The sequence below is a fragment of the Shewanella psychropiezotolerans genome, from assembly GCF_007197555.1.
Lineage (GTDB): Bacteria > Pseudomonadota > Gammaproteobacteria > Enterobacterales > Shewanellaceae > Shewanella > Shewanella psychropiezotolerans.
In genome coordinates this window covers 3,661,964-3,683,061 of the sequence record NZ_CP041614.1, presented here as the reverse complement: position 1 = coordinate 3,683,061, position 21,098 = coordinate 3,661,964, and the positions used below count along the sequence as shown (strand labels likewise).

Annotated in this window: 17 protein-coding genes and 1 pseudogene; 7 read left to right on the top strand and 11 right to left on the bottom strand. The window is 45.5% G+C overall.

Annotated elements, in window-relative coordinates; all coding sequences use genetic code 11:
• Window positions 1–98: 98 nt before the first annotated feature.
• The 3 genes from FM037_RS16285 to FM037_RS16280 form a co-directional block, all read right to left on the bottom strand.
• Entirely contained in the window at window positions 99–2,327 is a 2,229-nt protein-coding gene (locus FM037_RS16285) for a PAS domain-containing protein (protein ID WP_229380916.1), read from the bottom strand.
• Window positions 2,276–2,719 carry a hypothetical protein gene (locus tag FM037_RS29575; RefSeq protein WP_229380915.1) on the bottom strand — a complete coding sequence of 148 codons (444 nt, stop codon included), beginning with the start codon at window positions 2,717–2,719 and terminating at the stop codon, window positions 2,276–2,278. Before FM037_RS29575 ends, FM037_RS16285 begins: the two co-directional genes overlap by 52 nt.
• A 190-nt stretch (window positions 2,720–2,909) precedes the next feature.
• Entirely contained in the window at window positions 2,910–4,412 is a 1,503-nt protein-coding gene (locus FM037_RS16280) for a methyl-accepting chemotaxis protein (protein WP_144046834.1), read from the bottom strand.
• A 389-nt stretch (window positions 4,413–4,801) separates the two neighbouring features.
• On the opposite strand from FM037_RS16280, the gene pheS reads away from it, so the two are divergent.
• The 4 genes from pheS to lpxM all read left to right on the top strand — a co-directional run bounded on the left by pheS (window position 4,802) and on the right by lpxM (window position 9,609).
• Window positions 4,802–5,785 carry a phenylalanine--tRNA ligase subunit alpha gene (pheS, locus tag FM037_RS16275; RefSeq protein ID WP_144048997.1) on the top strand — a complete coding sequence of 328 codons (984 nt, stop codon included), beginning with the start codon at window positions 4,802–4,804 and terminating at the stop codon, window positions 5,783–5,785.
• A gap of 14 nt (window positions 5,786–5,799) precedes the next feature.
• Window positions 5,800–8,187 carry a phenylalanine--tRNA ligase subunit beta gene (gene pheT / locus FM037_RS16270; protein WP_144046833.1) on the top strand — a complete coding sequence of 796 codons (2,388 nt, stop codon included), beginning with the start codon at window positions 5,800–5,802 and terminating at the stop codon, window positions 8,185–8,187.
• Between the two features lie 4 nt (window positions 8,188–8,191).
• Complete coding sequence (gene ihfA, locus FM037_RS16265; protein WP_013051789.1) at window positions 8,192–8,488, top strand: integration host factor subunit alpha; 297 nt, start codon at window positions 8,192–8,194, stop codon at window positions 8,486–8,488.
• A gap of 185 nt (window positions 8,489–8,673) precedes the next feature.
• On the top strand, window positions 8,674–9,609 hold the full coding sequence (lpxM, locus tag FM037_RS16260) for a lauroyl-Kdo(2)-lipid IV(A) myristoyltransferase (RefSeq protein WP_144046832.1): 936 nt from the start codon (window positions 8,674–8,676) through the stop codon (window positions 9,607–9,609).
• Window positions 9,610–9,754: 145 nt separating this feature from the next.
• Here the strand turns inward: lpxM and FM037_RS16255 are convergent, their stop codons facing one another.
• Entirely contained in the window at window positions 9,755–10,273 is a 519-nt protein-coding gene (locus FM037_RS16255; RefSeq protein ID WP_144046831.1) for a GNAT family N-acetyltransferase, read from the bottom strand.
• A gap of 762 nt (window positions 10,274–11,035) precedes the next feature.
• Here FM037_RS16255 and FM037_RS16250 point away from each other — a divergent pair.
• Both FM037_RS16250 and FM037_RS16245 read left to right on the top strand, forming a co-directional pair.
• Window positions 11,036–12,523, top strand: a complete 1,488-nt coding sequence (locus FM037_RS16250; protein ID WP_144046830.1) for a SulP family inorganic anion transporter — start codon at window positions 11,036–11,038, stop codon at window positions 12,521–12,523.
• A gap of 13 nt (window positions 12,524–12,536) precedes the next feature.
• Window positions 12,537–13,382 carry a universal stress protein gene (locus tag FM037_RS16245; protein WP_144046829.1) on the top strand — a complete coding sequence of 282 codons (846 nt, stop codon included), beginning with the start codon at window positions 12,537–12,539 and terminating at the stop codon, window positions 13,380–13,382.
• A gap of 188 nt (window positions 13,383–13,570) precedes the next feature.
• Here FM037_RS16245 and FM037_RS16240 read toward each other — a convergent pair whose 3' ends face one another.
• Window positions 13,571–14,677, bottom strand: a complete 1,107-nt coding sequence (locus tag FM037_RS16240) for a phosphoribosylaminoimidazolesuccinocarboxamide synthase (protein ID WP_144046828.1) — start codon at window positions 14,675–14,677, stop codon at window positions 13,571–13,573.
• Window positions 14,678–15,075: 398 nt separating this feature from the next.
• Here FM037_RS16240 and FM037_RS16235 point away from each other — a divergent pair, with 398 nt between their 5' ends.
• Complete coding sequence (locus FM037_RS16235) at window positions 15,076–15,960, top strand: substrate-binding periplasmic protein (protein ID WP_229380914.1); 885 nt, start codon at window positions 15,076–15,078, stop codon at window positions 15,958–15,960.
• A 44-nt stretch (window positions 15,961–16,004) separates the two neighbouring features.
• Here FM037_RS16235 and FM037_RS16230 read toward each other — a convergent pair whose 3' ends face one another.
• From FM037_RS16230 to hisB, 6 genes and pseudogenes are all read right to left on the bottom strand, one after another.
• Window positions 16,005–16,766, bottom strand: coding sequence for a type 2 periplasmic-binding domain-containing protein (locus tag FM037_RS16230; protein ID WP_144046827.1), 762 nt, complete (start codon window positions 16,764–16,766; stop codon window positions 16,005–16,007).
• 165 nt (window positions 16,767–16,931) lie between these two features.
• A complete protein-coding gene (hisIE, locus tag FM037_RS16225; RefSeq protein ID WP_144046826.1) occupies window positions 16,932–17,567 on the bottom strand; it encodes a bifunctional phosphoribosyl-AMP cyclohydrolase/phosphoribosyl-ATP diphosphatase HisIE in 636 nt (211 codons plus the stop codon).
• Window positions 17,568–17,656: 89 nt separating this feature from the next.
• Window positions 17,657–18,430, bottom strand: a complete 774-nt coding sequence (gene hisF / locus FM037_RS16220) for an imidazole glycerol phosphate synthase subunit HisF (RefSeq protein WP_144046825.1) — start codon at window positions 18,428–18,430, stop codon at window positions 17,657–17,659.
• 77 nt (window positions 18,431–18,507) lie between these two features.
• Window positions 18,508–19,266 carry a 1-(5-phosphoribosyl)-5-[(5-phosphoribosylamino)methylideneamino]imidazole-4-carboxamide isomerase gene (hisA, locus tag FM037_RS16215; protein WP_144046824.1) on the bottom strand — a complete coding sequence of 253 codons (759 nt, stop codon included), beginning with the start codon at window positions 19,264–19,266 and terminating at the stop codon, window positions 18,508–18,510.
• A complete protein-coding gene (gene hisH / locus FM037_RS16210) occupies window positions 19,263–19,970 on the bottom strand; it encodes an imidazole glycerol phosphate synthase subunit HisH (protein WP_144046823.1) in 708 nt (235 codons plus the stop codon). Before hisH ends, hisA begins: the two co-directional genes overlap by 4 nt.
• Window positions 19,967–21,033, bottom strand: a pseudogene (hisB, locus tag FM037_RS16205) (bifunctional histidinol-phosphatase/imidazoleglycerol-phosphate dehydratase HisB). Before hisB ends, hisH begins: the two are co-directional and overlap by 4 nt.
• Window positions 21,034–21,098: the final 65 nt, after the last annotated feature.

Here is a 21,098-nt window from a genome sequence, read left to right as displayed (position 1 = left end):
CTTGTTTTTCTATTCGTGTTGTTTTCAAGTCGGGTCATCTAGTTCATTCAACTTTGTCTCTAGGCATTGTTCCTAGGCTCTTTTTCTAGGTATTGCCTTTAGTCACTGCCATCAGGAATGGTGAGTAAACACCTTATTTCTGTGTATTTGGACAGTTCAGAGCTAAGACTTAACTCTCCTCCAAATTCGATTTTCAGCCAGAGGGCTAACTCTGCCAGGGTGCCTGTACTCGTGTGTTCTTTAATCTGCTTATTTATCTCTTCCAGATATGAAGGTTCGACACCTACGCCATTATCCCTGATGCATATCACTAGCTGTTGGCCGTCTTTATGCACTGAGATCGCGATCTCATTCTGATCTGTGTCCATGGTGAAGCCATGGGATAAGGTGTTCTGTAACAGTTTATAAAACAGCAGTAACAGTGACCAGGGCGAGACTTGTAAGGCCAATTGCTCAGAACATTCCAGGCTAGCCTTCACCTTGTATACATCGAATTGTGGGGCTAACACGGCCAACAGATGTTCCACAAACTGTTTGATGTGCACCGACTTGATTTCTTCGCTCTGGGGCACAACCAGGTAGAGCAGGTGACGAAGCTTATCGGTTTGCTCTGTGACAAGGCGCATAAGCTCCAACAGCTCATCCCCCCGTTGTAACGGACTGTTCTGACGCAGCTTAGTGAAGATCAGTTCATGTTCCTTAAGTTGTTCTCGTAAGATGTCTGTGATCAGTTGAGGCATCAACTTATGGTTCTGAGCCCCGATATGTTGCAGTTGTAGCGATTGTTGCTGGTGTTTTTCTATGCTGATGCTCGACAGCTCAACCCGGCGTAGCGTCATCTTGAGCTGCTGCACCTGCATCTCCCGGTGAACTAAGTCTTGATTGAGTTGTTCAACCTGGCCGGTCAACTCCTGGTTAACTGCCTTTATATGACTGATATCGAACGCCATGGCGCCCAAAGCAAAAATATTTCCTTCATTATCCTGAATGGGATATTTAGTGATCAGGTAAGTGATTTCACCTTGATTGGTTGGTATGGGTTGCTCAAAACTTTGTGGGGTTTCTGTGCTGGCGATGATCTTGTCATGTCTGGCAATGATCTCGGCGATGTGGGCAGGAAAAAGATCCCTGTCTTTAGCCCCGATCACCTTGTCACGTTCAAGGCCTAACACTTCACAGAACCTATCATTCACTAAGGTATAAAAGCCTTCTGTGTTCTTGATGCAGATGAGGTTTTGTGATGAATTGAGCAGGTCATTGAGTTGATTTTTATGTTTGCTCAATTGAATTTGTGCGTGTTTTTGCATCGCGAGTTGCTGTTCCAGCGCTAGGTTACCGGCATCTAAACTGGCATAGGCTATTTCAAGTTGTTGATTTCTTTTTGTAAATGCCTTGGCTAGCTTGCCTATTTCATCTTTACGTTGATTGGCGGTTAGCTCTAATTTCGCTATGTTGCCCTCTTGCAGAGACTCGACCATCTTGGAGATGGGCTTGATAAATAATCTATGCTGGAATATAAACAGCACTACAAGGGCAATCAATTGAGTTAAGAGCAAAAAAATACCAATTTTTGCCGCAATTGCATGCTCTTTATTACCCACTTCACTCAAGGGCGTTACTAAGATTATTTTCCAGTAGGTTCTTGGCATGTGAAACACTGAAACCAATACAGGCTCCTTGAGCTGAGGGTCTTGGTCTAAGACGAAGCTAGTGGTTCGTTCAGAGTTTGGCGATATTCCCCTGGCATTGGCATTGATAAGCGCCGAGAGCCTGTCTCGTTTAGATGCATCCAGGGTATTTAACAGAGTATCGAGTTGGGTTTTATCATAGGTGCTGCTCGTCCCCGCTTGCTTTAGGAATTGCGCATCAATTTTCTCTACCTCAGTCAGAATCGAGGCGTATGCAGGATGATCTTGGGTGAATTTCTCGAACGGATAACTCAAGTAAGGGGATGGTTTACTTGAGTCTTGCTCTTCAGAATCATAGGGATGAGCCAAGAGGTTGTTGTTACTATCGAGTGCGAACAAGTAACCTTGGTGCAGCTCTAGTTTATTAAAAAAGGATTTTAGTGATGAAAGCGCCAGATCGACAGTAGATACCCCGATAAATTGATGTTCTAACCACATGGGGACCGAAGCGGTGATCATGGTTTCATCAGTATAAGGATCGATATAGGCATCGGACCAGTAAGTGGTGCCGACAGGATAAAAACGCGTCGGTTTGTACCAGATTTCTGAATGGTAACCCGATCCATTGGCATTATTATATCCGTAGACTAGCTCAAATTTATTTTGCTCATTACGGGCCCAGAAGTAACTGTTACGCAATTTAGATGAATCGAAAGCACCGGGCTCGGGCCATATTCCCCCCCCGCGATCAGGGATTTTTGCCCATCGGTATCGAGGAGGGCTGGGACTATCTGCTGTAGTTGAGATGGAGAATGTGCGTAAGTGACGCCTATAGAGGCCATAGAGGCGGCGAGGGCTTCAATTTTTGATGTGGTTTGCTGCAGTTGAGCGACTATGGCCAAGCCTAAATTCTGGCTTAAGGACAGTTGGGTCTCCTGATGGTGCTTCTTCTCTATGGATAGAATAAGCCAGATACTCGACGCGATGATCAGGCCTACGATACAAAACTGAATAATAGAAAACTTAAAGGGCAAGCTGTTCAGCCAATGTGTATTGAAAGAGCGCTGGTCATCGGGTCCATTATTTCCCATTTAGGCATACTTCCTTTTTACTCTCATCATCATTGATGATTGAATTCTACCATAAATTAAAAACCACCAAGTTTAAATCAGGTCGAGGGCTAGCTTGACTGATTAGAAGCATTAAAAGGCCCTGTGCGTTAAGCATAGGGCCTTATATTCTATTATTTAAATTACCTACCCGAGCATAACTCTTGAGTCATTAAATTTTGAGTCCTACCAGCAATTGATCTAACTGCTCCGCAGTAGCATGCAATTCATCACAACCCGATACCGAGTCATTAGCCGATTGTTCAACGTTATGGGATTGGTTGCGGATCTCCATCAAGTTTGTCGCGATCTCATTTGCCACTGCCGATTGCTCATCGGCGGATGTGGCGATGAGTACACTCATCTCATATACGCGGCCACTGTGTTCGGCAATGGCTTTTAAGTCATCACCCGTATCGAGAACGTGTTTCTTACCTTCGTTTGCCTTGTCTACGGTGCGCTTCATCACTTGAGTCAAGTCTTGTGATCCCGTCTGCAGTGCCTCGATCATCGATTTTATCTCGACAGTCGCATCTTGAGTTCGACCCGCTAAGGTTCGGACTTCATCGGCGACAACTGCAAATCCACGACCTTGCTCACCAGCACGAGCGGCTTCGATAGCAGCGTTGAGTGCGAGCAGGTTAGTTTGTTCAGAAATAGAATTAATCGTGGTAACCACGGCGTCAATTTTTGCCGCATTTTCATTTAGGGTATTCACTGCCGTGGAGGCTTCACCTATCTCATCTGATAGCATCTCGATGGCGTTAACGGTAGTGGCAATATCCTTTGAGCCTGCATCAACCTGAGCATTAGCCTCTTGGGTCTCAATAGATGACTGCTCGGCATTACGCGCCACCTCTTTAACTGCTGCCGTCATCTCTTCCATGGCCGTTGCCAGTGAGTCGAGATGCTGTCTCTGATTAGAGGCCAGAGATTGACCTTCCTGGGCATTTTGACGAAATGATTGCACCACTTGACGGATTTGCATGCTGGCCTGACTAAGCTCAGTCACTAAATTATGTTGGCGCTCGACCAAGGTATCTATACTGATCGCTAATATACTGAACTCATCTTTGACCTCGAAGAAGTTGAGTCTGGCGGTAAGATCACCATCTGCCGCTCTCTTAAGCGCCATCACATTCGTGTAGAGGGCACCACCGACGAAAGAGGCAATGTAATAGTTGGAGATAATGATGATTAAGATGAGTGTCAATAAGCTGGTTATGACATAGCCCCAAGATCCATCCATAACACGCTTGAGATCACTCACTGTCACGACAGCGACAACACCGTCTCGACCCATGGAACCTATGGCTTGAGTCTGATAATTATCGCTGACGATGCCACCACCTTGATTGGCCGCCTTAGCTTGATCCCGAGATAAATTCTGCTTATTGATAACCAGCTGTAGTCGTGTCAGTTGGCCTAGATATTCGGCTTGTTGCTCCTGAGGGATATATTGAGCACTGAGTGTCACTATTTCGTCGATGGCTCTTGTTTGCTGCTGGGCGGCATCATGCTGGCTCTGTGTTATCTGCAGCATAAATTGGCTATAAAGGATAAAAGAAAGACCTACTAAGGTGAGAATCGGAATAATAGCTAGAATGGCGAATTTAGTTTTCAGTGTCATTTTTATAAGAAACTGGTCTACCCAACGAAATTTTACTTCTTTCATAGCACTTCTCTGTTGCTGAATGTCATCACACAGGTATATCGGATGTTTCTCCAATTTCTTAACGTGTATTTAGTATTCATGGATTTGATCGTTTAATGTTTGTTCGAATTGTTGGTTAAATGCGTGTTTAGCCTCAACTCTTTTACATTTGTGAAGCGAGAAGTTCGAGTCTTATTCAGGCATTGGGTATTTAATTGTTGATGCAGAGGGATATATATTGGGGATATGAAGGATATATCTAGGTTTTATGGGTAAAAAGCGTAAATTAGCCCTAGTCAAAATCGATGAGCTCACGTAAAATTTGTCTCTTTTTCTATTTTCGTAAGATAAATAGACAGTAACACAAAGTAATGGCCTTAATGAAAAGGTCAAATGCACTGGAAGAAATGATGTCACAGTTAACAGAGATCGTAGAACAGGCCTTGTTGGCCGTCGATGGGGCGAGTGATCTTAAAGCCCTCGATGAACTTCGTGTCGAATACCTGGGTAAGAAAGGTAAAATAACCGACATGATGAAGATGATGGGTAAACTGAGCCCGGCTGAGAAACCCGCTTTCGGTCAAGCTGTGAACCAAGCCAAACAGGCCGTTCAGCAGAAATTATCTGAGCGTATCGAAGGCTTAAAAGCGTCAGAGCTAGCCACTAAACTCGCGACTGAGAGTATAGATGTGACTCTGCCCGGTCGTTCAATCGATAACGGTGGACTACACCCGGTAACGCGTACTATCGAACGTATCGAAACCTTCTTTGGTGAACTTGGCTTTAGCGTTAAGCAGGGGCCTGAAATTGAAGATGATTTCCATAACTTCGACGCACTGAACATCTCGGAGCATCATCCTGCTCGTGCCGATCACGATACTTTTTACTTTAATCCTAAAGTCATGTTGCGTACTCAAACATCTGGTGTGCAGATCCGCACCATGGAGAATGAGAAGCCGCCTCTACGCATCATCTCTCCGGGCCGCGTCTACCGTAATGATTACGATCAGACTCACACGCCTATGTTCCATCAGGTGGAAGGTTTGTTGGTTGCTGAAAACGTGAACTTTGCCGAGTTAAAAGGCATATTGCACGACTTTTTGCGTAACTTCTTCGAGGAAGACTTAGAAGTGCGTTTCCGTCCTTCATACTTCCCATTCACTGAGCCATCGGCCGAAGTGGATGTGATGGGTAAAAACGGTAAATGGTTAGAAGTGCTAGGTTGCGGCATGGTACATCCCAATGTCCTGCGCAGTGTCGGCATCGATCCTGAAAAATACTCTGGCTTTGCTTTCGGCATGGGGGTTGAGCGTCTGTCTATGTTGCGTTACGGCGTTAACGATCTACGTTCATTCTTCGAAAATGACCTACGTTTCCTCAAGCAATTTAAATAACGGAGCTGTACAGCATGAAATTTAGTGAATCCTGGCTCCGTGAGTGGGTTAACCCAAACATAAGCCGTGACGAATTGTCACATCAAATCACCATGGCCGGTCTCGAAGTCGATGGTATCGAAGGCGTGGCTGGTGAGTTTTCTGGCGTTATCGTCGGTGAAGTTGTCGAATGTGGTCAACACCCGGATGCAGACAAGCTACGTGTAACCAAAATTAATGTCGGTCAAGATGAGCTTATCGATATCGTTTGTGGTGCACCTAACTGTCGTCTAGGCCTGAAAGTCGCCGTTGCCATGGTCGGCGCTGTGCTGCCGGGTAATTTTAAAATCAAAAAGGCTAAGCTTCGCGGTGAACCCTCATTTGGTATGTTGTGCTCCTACGGTGAGCTTGGCATAGATATCGACAGCGACGGCATCCTTGAGCTCCCAACTGACGCGCCAATAGGCGTAGATATCCGTGAGTTTTTGAGTCTGGAAGATGCGATTATCGATGTCGATCTTACAGCAAACCGCGCCGATTGCCTCGGTATGTCGGGTCTGGCACGTGAGGTTGGCGTATTAAACCGTCAAGCCGTGACTGAGCCTACATGGGAAAAAGTCGTTCCTTCGATCGATGATTCGATTCAGATTGACCTTCAAGCTCCCGAGTCTTGTGCTCGTTATCTTGGCCGCGTGGTTAAGAATGTGAACGTTCTGGCTCAATCGCCATTATGGATGCAAGAGAAACTGCGTCGCAGTGGCATTCGCTCCATCGATCCCATTGTCGATATTACTAACTATGTCTTGATCGAATTTGGCCAGCCTATGCATGCCTTCGACCTGGCCAAGCTAAGCGGTGACATTCAGGTTCGCATGGCAACAGGCGATGAGAAGCTCACATTGCTTGATGGTAACGAGATCACCGTTCCAGCGGATATGTTAGTCATCAGTGACCAAGAGAAGCCTCTGGCGCTTGCAGGTGTCTTTGGTGGCGAATTTTCAGGTGTGAGCAGTGAGACTCAAGATATCTTGCTTGAATGTGCCTTCTTCGCGCCTCTGGCTATCTTAGGTAAGACACGTCGCCTCGGACTGCACACTGATTCATCTCATCGTTTCGAGCGAGGTGTGGACCCTGAGTTGCAGCATAAGGTGATGGATAGAGCGACACGTCTGGTTCTCGATATCTGTGGCGGCGAAGCCGGACCGGTTATCGAAGCTAAATCTGATGAGCTTCTGCCTAAGCCTGTATCGATCACCTTGCGTCGCAGCAAGTTAGATCGCATCTTAGGTCATCATATCTCAGACGCTGAAGTCACCGAAATCCTTGAGCGTTTGGGGTTTGCGGTCGAATTTACTGCTGAGCAATGGAATGTGGTTACCGCCACATACCGTTTCGATATGGCTATCGAAGAAGACTTGATCGAAGAAGTCGCCCGTATCTATGGCTACAACAACATACCTAACATAGCGCCTGTCGGCTCTTTGAGCATGCCTGACCATAAAGAGTCTGATATCAGCTTAAAGCGTGTGCGTAGCATGCTGGTGGCTCGTGGATTCCAGGAAGCCATTACCTACAGTTTCGTCGATCCTAAGCTTCAAGATAAGGTGCATCCGGGCTGTGAAGCTATGGTCTTGCCTAATCCTATCTCTATCGAGATGTCGGCAATGCGTCTGTCGTTATTTACTGGCCTGCTAGGTGCCGTCGGCCATAACCAGAGCCGACAGCAAAACCGCGTTCGTCTGTTCGAAACTGGCCTGCGTTTCGTGCCAGATACATCTGCCGATTCAAATGTGCGTCAAGAGCCCATGATTGGAGCTGTAATTTCTGGTAATCAGAATGACGAACATTGGTCAATGGAATCTAAAACTGCAGACTTTTTTGACCTCAAGGGCGATCTTGAAGCAATTATAGGCTTGACAGTTTCCGATGAAGAATTTACTTTTAGATCAGCAACTCATCCTGCACTTCATCCAGGGCAATGTGCTGAAATATTAAGAAATGATCGCGTAATAGGTATCATAGGTACAGTTCACCCGAGCTTAGAAAAGCCGTTTGGCCTCAATGGCAAAACAATTGTTTTCGAGCTTGAATTGAACGCTTTATTACATGCTAGTTTACCGCAAGCTCAGGCTGTATCTAAGTTCCCGGCTAATCGTCGTGATATAGCTATCGTAGTCGATGACAATATTTCCGCTGGTGATGTTGTAAAAATGATAAGAAAAGTTGGCCAAAATCAGTTGGTTGGCATAAACTTATTCGATGTATACCAAGGTAAAGGCGTTGAGTCAGGCAAAAAGAGCCTAGCGATCGCACTTACATTACAAGACAACACTCGTACACTTGAAGAAAAAGAGATAGCTGAGATGGTTGATTCAGTGGTTTCTGCACTCAAGTCCGAGTTCAACGCATTGTTGAGGGATTAAAAGTATGGCACTTACCAAAGCCGAAATGGCAGAGCATCTTTTTGAAACGCTTGGAATTAATAAGCGTGTAGCTAAGGAGATGGTTGAGACGTTTTTCGAAGAAATTCGCCAAGCGCTCGAAAGTGGTGAGCAGGTCAAGTTATCTGGCTTCGGCAACTTTGACCTTAGAGATAAGAATCAAAGACCGGGAAGAAACCCGAAGACAGGTGAAGATATCCCTATCTCAGCTCGTCGCGTCGTCACCTTCCGTCCTGGACAGAAGCTGAAAAGCCGCGTAGAAGAAGCTAACTCTAAGAGATAATCTTGAGTTAGTTTAAGGTCAAGGCCACTCAAAGGAGTGGCTTTTTCTGTTTCTTTTTCTTAGTATTCTCATCATCTCTTAGGTGTTTATTTGAACAATGGGTGCTTACTCTTTGTTTAACTAGCTATTTTCATCTTGAAGATGAAGTCATGTGTCTTTTTTATTTCTAGCTCGAGGCCAGTATCTTGTCGAGAAAGCCAAAGTATTTCGATCGCCGTTTTAAACTCGAATTATTGCACCCTAAGTATTTTTTTACCTGGGTTGGTATAGCCATCTTAGTCCTGTTTGGACTTATGCCTGCCTGGTTACGTGATCCTATTGCACGGCAACTGGCAAAATTGGTGACTAAAATAGCTAAAAAGCCTATCTCGGTGGCGAGAACGAATCTGACTATCTGTTTTCCCGAGAAGTCTTCACCAGAGATTGAGTCTCTGCTCAAGGAGAATATCGAGAACTTCGTGATGATATTGCTGGCGCAATCAGAACTTATGGTGCGCTCCACAGCCAACCTGAGACGCAGAGTCAATCTCATGGGCTTTGAGCATGTAGAGCAGGCGAGGGCAGCGGGTCAACCTGTGATCTTTGTCATGCCCCATGTATGGGGGATTGAATATGCGGGATTGAGGCTCAACCTGGACCTGCCCATGGTCAGCATGGCCAAGCCTCATAGAAATGGCCTATTTAATTGGTTCAACAATCGCATGCGCAGCTCACTCGGAGGCAACATCTACATGCGAGAGGCGGGTATACGCGCCTTGTTATCTGAGCTTAAGAATAACAACAGCTTTTTTTATCTGCCGGATGAAGACTTAGGCCCGGATAAAAGTGTGTTTGCCCCTTTCCTTGGTACGGTAAAAGCCACCTTACCCGTAGTGGGCCGCCTGGCTCAAGCCGGAAATGCTCAGGTGATGCCGGTTAAGATAGGTTACGATCAAAAAGCTCGCCGTTATGATTTGACCGTGATGCCGGCCATCGACCCCGAAGAGATGAAGGGTAAAGAGAATGAAGCCTTAGCGCTGAACAAGGTGGTTGAGCAAGTGATCTTGGCTTACCCAGAGCAGTACATGTGGTTTCTCAAGGTGCTCAAGACTCGTCCCGAAGGTGAAGCTCCTCTGTATTGATGTTCCTATCTGATAAGAAGTAGTGTCATAAAAACAGAGCGAAATATGTATCACTTCGCTCTGTTTTCGTTCAACGGCTGTTTTTCTGTGACAATCATAATTAATATTTTATCAGCGTACGTCCAGCGTTTTCCCCTGCAAACTATCATTTACACAGTCCATAGACATAGTCATCCACGTATCTGTTGTTGATGATGGAATTTTGTTGCAAACAGCCTTCACGAATAAAACCCAGTTTTTCGAGTAGTTTAAATGAGCCGGTATTGTGGGCTGAACATGTCGCCGTCAGCTTGTTTAATTGCAGAACGTCAAAGCCGTAGTCTTTAACCAGATCCAATGCCTCAGCTGCAAATCCCTTCCCTTGAGCGCTTTGCTTGATCATATAACCGATCTCAGCAATTTTCGCTTCATGGTTAGTTATTTTGAGGCCTAAGTGCCCCAGCTTCTCCCCTGAATCGAGTGCTGATATGCTAAAAGATAGCCAACAATTACTTTTAATCGTCCAAGGCTGAGACTTAATTTCAAATGCGGCAACTGCTTCTTCGTAAGTGAAAGGCGCATAAATATGCTTCATGGTCTTGGGGCACATGAAAAACTCGATAAACAGAACTTTATCCGTTTCATCAAATGGTGAAAGCGTTATTCTTTTACTCGATAACTGCACAGATTTTCCTTGGTTCTTAAATATCTATTGGCTAAGATTCTCATAATCCTTTTGAATATACTAGTGAGTATTATCAGAGAGTTAATCGCATGTGAATATCGAGCTTGTCTGGACTTTTATTAGCTGAATTTGCCCTAAGAAGATGATCATGAACAGAACCAAACTGATTGTGTGTGATATTCGCCAGTTTGCGCCCGAGCTAAGTTGTTTCCTGAGTTGCATAACCCCTATCAAGTTGCTAACAACTAATGTGGTTTGTAATGTCAATGAAATTAGCCAGATGAATGTAAATTGGTAAGTTTCGGCAATCGATGAACTAATTAGGAAGCAGGGCTGTGCTGGTAGCAAACAGCGTATTGCCGGAGATTATGTAGTTAGTTGCTTTATAAAATTTGTTGAATTGTTGAATTGTTGAATTGATGACATAAGGACATAAGCTCACCGTGCGTTATGTTAGTGTGAGCTTGCATACGATGAAATCGAGAAAAGTGTCTACAGGTGTTTTATCTACAAACTAATGAGCGTAGAATACAGTTTCGTTTCATGCAGAGGATATTGATCACCGTGTTAATTACGCCGCCTTAACGTTTCGCCCCCCTATAGCTTTCATTGCTAACCTAAGCGCCATGCTTATTCTTTGCGTTTGTTAATTCGTAATCAAATTTTTACGATCTTTTCCGCGCCAAAATTTTATCAAAAAAGCACGTATAACACGTCAGCCTAATCTCTGGTGCGAACTGCCGTGCGTAAACTGAGAGTTCAATGTTAAAAAACTTTAAAACAGATTGGTTATCTAATATTCGTGGCGATCTGCTTGCGGGTATGGTTGTGGCGTTAGCCTTAATACCTGAAGCTATCGCATTTTCAATTATTGCAGGAGTCGATCCCAAAGTTGGCTTGTATGCTTCATTCAGTATATCGGTGGTGATAGCGTTTACTGGGGGTCGAAGTGGAATGATCTCCGCAGCAACTGGAGCCATGGCATTGTTGATGATTACTCTAGTTAAAGATCACGGTTTAGAATACCTGTTAGCCACGACAGTATTAACGGGTGTATTACAGGTGTTAGCCGGGTATTTAAAATTAGGTAATTTGATGCGATTTGTCTCGCGATCGGTGGTCACAGGCTTTGTTAATGCGTTAGCCATACTCATTTTTATGGCCCAGTTACCCGAACTGACCAATGTGACCTGGCATGTGTATGCCATGACAGTGGCAGGCCTTGGTATTATCTATCTCTTTCCTTATCTGCCTATTATCGGCAAGTTAATTCCCTCTCCCTTGATTTGTATTGTTGGATTAACTATTTTCGCTATCATGTTTAATATCGATGTGCGTACAGTCGGCGATATGGGAGACTTGCCCGATACCTTACCGATATTTTTATGGCCTGATGTGCCTTTGAATTTAGCAACCTTATGGATAGTTTTACCCTACGCCACAGCTCTCGCCCTCGTTGGCTTATTAGAGTCAATGATGACAGCGACGATAGTCGATGACCTTACCGATACCAGTAGTGATAAGAATCGAGAATGTAAGGGGCAGGGCATTGCCAATGTATTCACCGGCTTTCTCGGTGGCATGGCGGGATGCGCCATGATTGGTCAATCTATGATTAATATAAAGTCTGGCGGGCGTGGACGGTTATCGAGTTTAGCTGCGGGTATGTACTTATTATTAATGGTGGTGTTTCTTGGGCCATGGCTGAAGCAAATCCCGATGGCCGCATTAGTAGCTGTGATGATTATGGTCGCAATAGGAACGTTCTCTTGGCACTCTATTACTGACATGAGAAAACACCCTCTGTCGACCAATATCGTGATGCTATCCACTGTGGTTATGGTCGTTGTCACTCATAACTTAGCCCTAGGAGTATTTGTTGGGGTATTGCTTGCATCACTATTTTTTGCTAATAAAATTAGCCGCATGATGGTGGTAAGGCATGACGATGCCCTGAGTAACCACTGCGAGTATCGCGTCATTGGCCAAGTCTTTTTTGCATCAGCGGATAAATTTATTGATTCATTTGATTTTAAAACCGTACAGGAGTCGGTAACGATTGACTTATCGACGGCTCATTTTTGGGATGTCACAGCGGTATCTGCATTAGATAAAGTGGTGATTAAGTTTCGCCGGGAAGGTAGCGACGTGACACTGATTGGTATGAACGAAGCGACACGTACGATCGTTGATAAATTTGGTGTACATGATAAACCCGAAGAAGTTGAAAGACTAATGGCAGGACACTAATAGGATGAGGCAAATGAAAAATATAGTCGCGTGTATTGATGGCTCAACATTGACGCTAGCAACCTGTGAAGCCAGTGCTTGGGTTGCACAGAAGGTTGAGGCGCCTCTTATCTTATTACATGTACTCGATAAAACAACGAGACCTGTGGTAAGTGAATTGTCAGGACAGATAGGCTTGGGGAGCCAAGAGGAACTCCTCAATGAGCTAGTGGAGCTCGATGAAATGCGCAGTAAAGTTGCCCTCGAGCATGGTAAGCAACTCCTTACCGATGCTAAGGCATTAGCGGTGTCGAGAGGCGTCGATGAGATCGGCACATTGCAACGTCACGGAAGTTTACTAGAAACGCTCATCGACCTAGAATGTGAGTTAAGGGTATTAGTGATCGGTAAATCGGGTGAAGATCATAGCACCAGTAAAACCATAGGTTCGCAACTTGAAAGCGTTGTCCGCTCCATAAAAGCACATACCTTGGTGGTCAGCGAAACATTTGTGACACCTAGATCTTACATGATTGCCTTTGACGGCAGCACAACCAGTGAGAAACTGATTGAAAAGGCAATGAACACACCGTTACTTAAAGGGCTTGAGTGTCATTTGGTGATGGTGAATGAATCAGGCAGTAAGAGTACTGCTTTTGATCAGGCGGCAATGCGGCTGCGAGGAGCTGGGGTTAAGGTCAGTGAAAAAATGCTCTCAGGGCGTGTCGATGAAGCGCTGCTTAATTATCAGCAACAGCAACAGCTGGACATGATTGTTATGGGGGCTTTTGGTCACTCAAAATTAAGGCAATTTTTTGTTGGCAGTAATACTACAGAGGTGTTAGTGAAAAGTGCGGTTCCGCTGCTTTTGATCCGCTAAGGCGTGTAGAAATGAGTGGGTAAAGGGCTGATGCTTGTCATCCTAGACTTCAAATAAGCTAACTCAAAAGTTAAAAACCGCAGTTTCATTTGCATGAAGCTGCGGCTTATCATTATTTCACTTTAGCACCTTTCAACTCTACTTACTTCACTTAACTGCACCAGAGCCAAGCACTGCGTAAGCCAAGCTTAGTCTGCAATTAGCTGATAATCATTGCGAAGAATATTGATGATCTCTTGCTTAGGATTCTCGCTGATATGAAGCTTCTCACCGATCACTTTCTCTGCGATGCCGATGTAAGTGTTGGAGATATCCATCATCACTTGGGTGGGTAGCTTGTTTTCTTGTGCCAGTGAGAAACGCTCAGGCATACGCTCCTTGTTGAGCAGTATGTCCGGGTCCGGGAAGTGGTTAAGCAGCCACTGTCTGAATCCTTCTTTCGACTTCTCTATAATATGACCTTCACGGTGCGCTGGACCATCCCAGATGCGTGAGCTGTCAGGTGTGCCCACTTCGTCCATATAGATAAGCTTCTCCTTGCCATCGGCACCTTTGACATAGCCAAATTCGAACTTGGTATCGATGAAGATCTGATCTTGCGCTGCAAGGGCATCACTGATAACGGCAAAGCCTTCTTTCAATAGCTTCTCGTACAGGTCGATATCCGATTTAGCGTGGAAGTTAAAGCCTTCTAGATGACGCTCGAGATCGGCACGTGAAACGTTAACATCATCGGCTTCTGGTACGCCTTCAAGGCCGGTAAGCACACCTTTGGTAGAGGGAGTGATTAACAGCTCAGGAAGTTTCTGGTCTTTCTCGAGGCCTTCTGGCAGTGTTATGCCACAAAACTCACGCTCACCTTTGGTATAGGCGCGCCACATCGAGCCAGTAATAAACTGTCTGGCGATCGCTTCAACCATCACGGGCTGAGCTTTTTGCACGATCCAAACAAATGGGTGAGGGACGTCCAGAATATGGCTATCGGCTAAACCTTTTTCTTTGAATAACTTAAACCAATGGTTAGAGATGGCATTGAGTGCAGCGCCTTTACCGGGCACGCCATTGAGGCCATTTTCACCTTGCCAGATACAATCGAATGCTGAGATTCGATCGCTGATCACCATGATAGCCAGTGGCGTATCTTTAGGTACATCATAACCTTTCTGTTCGATTAGACGGGCACTATCCTCAGCCGTAAGCCAATAGACACTGCGAACCTTACCTGAATGAACTGGCTTATCTGTGCGGATAGGCAGATCATCATTAACTGCTAGAACTTTGTTTGAATGATTCATAGGATATTTATTATGGTCTATGTTATTGGTTGTAGTAGGTGTACATAATCGGGTGGATTGTAACAGAACTTACATTTGCCAACACTATGGTAAAAGAAGAACAGACTGTTTTTGGCTGATTTTTTCTGGAATTATTGGCTAACCTTTACTCTGGTTATATCGATAGTTCAGAAGGTGTTAGTCAAACTTAATTTAAACTTAACATGATAGATTTAGTCCTGTTCCGCTTCTGACAACAACTTGAAAGTCAGCGTAAAAAAGCAGAGTACTGTTTCGCTTATAAAGCCTGATACTAAAATTAATCACTACCTTCATCTTTTATGTTCACCCTGCTATTACTATAGATAGATGGCGTATATGCAAATTAACCCATCAACTATCAGGAGCTGGCTAAACCCTTGAAAAGTAACTCAAGCATGTTCTACCTACAGAGCGATAAACTCAGCGTTGCTTTTTATAAAGCAGGCCCTTGGTATAGGCGTGGGCAGATTCTATCATTGGCGCTACTTTGGTCGCTAGGGGCGGCATTTTCATTCGCTACTGCTGGGACCGTAACTGAGGCGTCCAATACCAGTACGGCTAAGCCTATTATATTCGTGACCAGCGCTTATGCGCCCTATGTGATCAACACCTATGGTTTAGCCAGTGGACTATTTCCGGAAATCGTGTCTGCGGCTTTTTTCGAGATGAATCACAAAGTTGAGTTTCAATTCCAACCTTGGGTCAGGGGCGAGAAAACGGTGGGGGCCGGTAGAGCGTTTGCGACCTTTCCCTATTTAAAGAACCCCGCCAGAGAGTCGGAATTTGATTTCTCTGAACCTGTGTTGTTTTTTTTTCCAAAATTTTTCTACAACACAGAAAAGTTTCCCTATGGATTCGAGTGGGAAGCATTAACCGACTTTAAGGCCTACAGAGTCGGTGGTGTCAGAGGCTATTGGTATGAAAGCAGCTTTAAACAGGCTGGCATAGCAGCACATTATGTGACATCGGATAAACAGAACATAGAGATGCTGCTGATGCAGAGAATCGACTTCACTCTTATTGATGAGCTGGTTGGTTGGAATTTAATTCGCGAAACAGCGCCAGATAAGATAGACAAGTATGCGGTGGCCAGTAAACCTCAAAGCAGTGACGCGTTCCACCTGATGATCTCCAGAAGCTATCCGAATTCCAAGCTACTCAGGCTGACTTTTGATTTGGGCCTACTCAGAATAAAGCGAAATGGTATTTATCAGCAAATACTCGACCAGTATCAGGTGACTTCCGAATACGCAACACCTTAAGTATGTCGGGCTGCACATGCCATTGAGCTTTCGAGCTGAGGATTTTATATTCCCTGATAGAATTTGATTATTTGATCCACTTTTCCTGAGCCTTTTAATTCAGCAATCGCTTTGTCAATACTCAGTTTGGTCTTCTCAGTCACTGTGGAACTATAGGACAGGTGAATTGGGTAGGGAGGGATTATGCTCGAAAAATCGATAAGTTTAAATTTTTCGCGATCTAATCCTGCTTCGCTAATGGTATATAAAGCCCGAGTTTTCATTGCGATAAAGGCGATTCCTCTACTATTGTCAATGGCTCTTAAGGCGCTTTCATGACTTCTCACGGCTAGCGTATCTATTTCACCGGTAGCGACATACTCATCAAGGCCTGGATAGCTGAAACCATTTAGGGTTATCACCGTTTTACCAAAAAGTGCTTCGATGGAATAAAAATTAAAGTCTCTGTCGGCTTTTATGACTAAAACATGGGTGACATCAAACAGCTTCACCTTGGAGAGATGTCGGCTTTGAATACTTATCTCAGAGTCACCTTGCCAGGCTGGAGAGCCATAACTTATCCATAAGGGATAATGATCTGTATGCATCATTCGTACGTAACGCATAAAAGGGTAAGCTTGCTCGGTGAAGGTGATATCTAAGTTTTGTACTGCCTGAGCCAGAATATCAGTCACTATACCTTTGTTAGGCTGAGCTATGATTTGAAAAGGTTCGGCTTGGGAAGAGATGGCAAGGTAAGTGAGTGATTGTGCTTGGGCACAAAAAGAGTATAAAAAAACAAATAAAATGACAAAGACGCGAAACATGACTAATTCAGTTAATCCGTTATCTGTGTTGGTATTCTATTCTCCTAAAAGGAAAATAAACAGTATAGCGTTGAAAAATGACAATTTTGTAAATTACATTTTTGCTATTAGCTTGTTATTTTAGCTCATAAAAGAGCGCACAATGCGCTCTTTCTATGACTTAATTTAAGATTTTGTCGCTGCTGTGTGTCTTTGCATCAAGTTGTTGGTGATATCATTCATGCTCAAGTCTTGATCTTCGAGCAAGACCAGCAGGTGATACATGAGGTCTGACGCTTCGTCGATCAATTCTGGCTTGTCGTGAGTGGCCGCGGCGAGGGCGGTTTCCAGACCCTCTTCGCCGACCTTTTGGGCGATACGCTTAGTGCCACGTTCGAACAGATGAGCCGTGTAACTGGACTTAGGATCGTCTCCCTTACGTGAGGCGATAAGCTTGGTCAGATTATCGATAAAAGGGTGGGCATGACCATCGGGCCAGCAGCTCTCACGTTCGAGGTGGCAGGTGGGTCCATTAGGAATAACCTGTACCAGCAAGCTGTCGTTATCACAATCTTTGTCGATAGCCACTAAATCCAGGGTGTTGCCTGACTCTTCCCCTTTAGTCCAGAGACGCTGCTTGGAGCGACTATAAAATGTCACTTGTCTGCTGGCCAGAGTCTTCTCCAGTGCCGCACGGTCCATATAACCCAGCATCAACACCTTGCCAGAGAGATGGTTTTGCACTACCGCCGGGATCAAGCCTGCTTGTTTGTCCCAATCCAGTTGATTTGCCAATGTTTCATTCATGTTTATTTGTGTCATTATTTTTCCTACTACAGACGACTGTTTAACCCTATCTAGCTATATCAATAACAGCCTAAAACAAGATATGTGAGCCGATTGATAACGAGTTAGTATCTGATGGCGATACGTTGAGCGCTTAGATAGTGCTTGAGTGCTTGAATATCTATGATGCCTTTATGAAATACGCTGGCCGCCAGCGCTGCATCGACTTTGGCTATCTCAAATACGTCCTTAAAATGCGCCATGGTACCAGCGCCGCCTGAAGCGATAAGCGGTACATCACAGAGCTCACGAACGATAGAGAGCTGTTTTAAGTCATAACCTTGACGTACACCATCTTGGTTCATCACATTGAGGACTATTTCGCCACAACCGCGTTTTTGTACTTCCTGCACCCAATCTTGGGTGAACCACTGAGTGTCCTTGGTGGCGGCTTCATCTCCGGTAAACTGTTTCACCTTATAGCTGTCGCTGGCGGCATCGTAATAGGAATCTATGCCGATGACGATACATTGCCTGCCGAACTCATCTTGCAAACGTTCAATCAAACTCGGATCGGTCAAGGCGGGTGAATTGATTGAGATCTTATCCGCGCCAAAGGCCAGTTTCTCGCGAGCCTGCTCTATGCTTCTTATTCCACCTGCGACGCAGAAGGGGATATCTATCTGCTCCGCGACGCGGCTGACCCAAGACTTGTCGATAACCCTGCTATGGGCACTGGCGGTGATATCATAAAAGACCAGTTCATCGGCACCTTCCTCGGCATACCGAGCGGCCAATGGCACGATATCACCGACAATTTCATGATTCCTGAATTGAACGCCTTTGACCACCTTGCCATCTTTAACATCCAGACAGGGGACAATCCGTTTAGCTAACATCGCTGCCTCCAAGGGAAATTAGCACAAGGCTAAAATTAATAGAAAGCAAAGTAAAAGCCGGCGAGGTCATATTGCTTTTAGCTAACATCGCAGCCTCCAGCAGGGTTAGGCCAACATTCAATGGCTTGCTTAACGTTAAAGTTTTCGATCAAGAGGGCCTTGCCTATAATGATGCCGTCGGCGCCGCTATCTCGTACGGCGGCCACATCATCTAAGGTGGCGATACCACCAGAAGCTTGCCAGTTGATTTCTGGATAACGAGCCGCTATCTCTCGATATAATTCGTTATTAGCGCCTTTTAAGGTGCCGTCGCGGCTAATATCTGTCACTAGGGCATGTTTGAGTCCGTAGGGTTTAAACGCTTCGACTAAAGATTCCAGTGATTTGCCCCCGCCGCTCTGCCAGCCTGATACCGCCACTATCTTCTCACCGCTATCATTAATGTTGATGTCCAGTGCCAGACAGATGGCTTCTGGTCCATACTTTTCAAACCAGCTCTGTACTAACTCGGTTTCTTTTACCGCTAAGGAGCCGATAACCACCCGCTTAACGCCAATCTCTAACAGCTCTGCTACTTGCGCCTCAGAGCGAATGCCACCGCCCACTTGGATGTTGGCATCGAGCCCGGCGACAAGCTCTGAGATGAGCTCAGTCTGGCGTGTATTGGGATCTTTCGCACCAGTGAGGTCGACGATATGCAGCCATTTGGCCCCTTGCTCTTGATAAGACTTGAGCTGAGAAAGCGCAGACAGATCGAAGGTGGTCTTCTGGTTATAATCGCCCTGATAGAGGCGGACTACTTTACCTTCAATAAGATCGATTGCCGGAATGATCATGCTCTGCTCTCCTTATCGAGTTGCCAACTTGTTTGGTTAGGTGTCTGGTAAAGTGTCTGGGTATTCATAGCTAAAAAATTACTTAAGATCCGCGAGCCTACTTCGGCGCTCTTCTCCGGGTGGAACTGCACCCCCATAAAGTTATCTTTGGCGATAGCGGCGCTGAAGCGCTCGCCATATTCACATGTTGCGATAGTAAATTCGCTCAGTGGCGCCTTATAATTATGAACAAAATAGAGGTAACTTCCCTCGGGTATATCCTTAAATAAAGGATGCGATGAAGGACTTATTTGATTCCAGCCCATATGGGGCAGGGGCAAGCCCTGGCTATCTAAATCTGTGATTGAAGTCGGGATGAGTCTTAAACATTCACAAGCTGTTTTTTCATCAACTGCCTTGTCACTAGCGTCGCGCCCGCCTTGCTCTGTTGATTTCTCCGTCATCATCTGCATGCCTAAGCAAACGCCGAGCACAGGTTGATCTAGGCTCTGGATTAGCTCGACCAGTTGCTTATTGTTAAGGGACGCCATGGCGGCCCCGGCCGTGCCAACGCCGGGGAGGACTACACGGGTGGCGGCCTTGATCACTTGATGATCCTCACTCACGACCACATCCTTGGTGAGGCGCTCGAAGGCATAACGAACCGAGCTTAAGTTAGCGCAGCCCGTGTCTATGATCACGGTTGAATTCGTGTGTTGGCTCATAGCACACCTTTACTGGAGGGTAACAGGTCGCCCTCGACTTTAACGGCTTGTCGAAGGGTGCGGCCCAAGACTTTAAACAGGCTTTCTACCTTGTGGTGATCGTTGTTTCCCTGAGTCTTGAGGTGCAAGGTGCAACGCAATCCGTCTGCAAATGAACGGAAGAAGTGTGGCACCATTTCGGTGGCCATCTCGCCAACCATCTCGCGCTCAAACTCACCGCTGAATTTAATGAAAGGACGACCGGAAAGATCCAGCAGACATTCGGCGCTGGCCTCGTCCATGGGAATACTGAAGCCAAAACGGGCGATGCCACGCTTATCGCCAAGGGCTTGCCTTAAGGCATCGCCGATAGCCAGCGCCGTGTCTTCGACGCTGTGGTGATCGTCTATCTCGAGATCACCATCGACCTTGACGTCCATCTTGAAGTTACCGTGGGTAGAAATCTGTTCCAGCATGTGATCGAGAAAACCTATGCTTGTGTCTATTTTGCCTTTAGTTTGTGAGTCGAGGTCGATGCTCACATGAATATCAGTCTCCTTGGTGGTGCGCACCACAGTCGCTATTCGTTCCGTGCTCAATAGTTGCTCTGCGATATCATCCCAGTTGAGGTTTTCACGGTCGTACAAGAGGCCCTTAATCCCCATGGCCTCGGCCAGACCCATATCTGTATGACGATCGCCGATGACGGCAGATTGAGTAAAGTCGACTTTACCTAAGGTGAGATAGTCTTTGACCAAGCCAAGTTTAGGCTTACGACAGCTGCAGTTCTCATCATCAAAATGAGGGCAGATAAGCACTTCATCAAACTTGACGCCCTGACTCTGTAAAATCTGCATCATCATATCTTGGGGGCATCGAAGTCATCTTTAGGAAAGGAGGGGGTTCCTAGGCCGTCTTGATTACTCACCATGACTAAGCGGAAGCCAGCACCTTGGAGTTTAAGAAGAGCAGGGATGACCTTGGGCTCAAATACCAGCTTTGCCAGGCTATCGACCTGCTTGTCTGTCACCGGCTCTTCGATGATGGTGCCGTCACGGTCGATAAATAATATTTTCTGTTTCATGCTCTTTCCACCTTAAATTAAAATCTGGTCTATCTAATTTGTTTAATACTTATTTTTATTTAGCT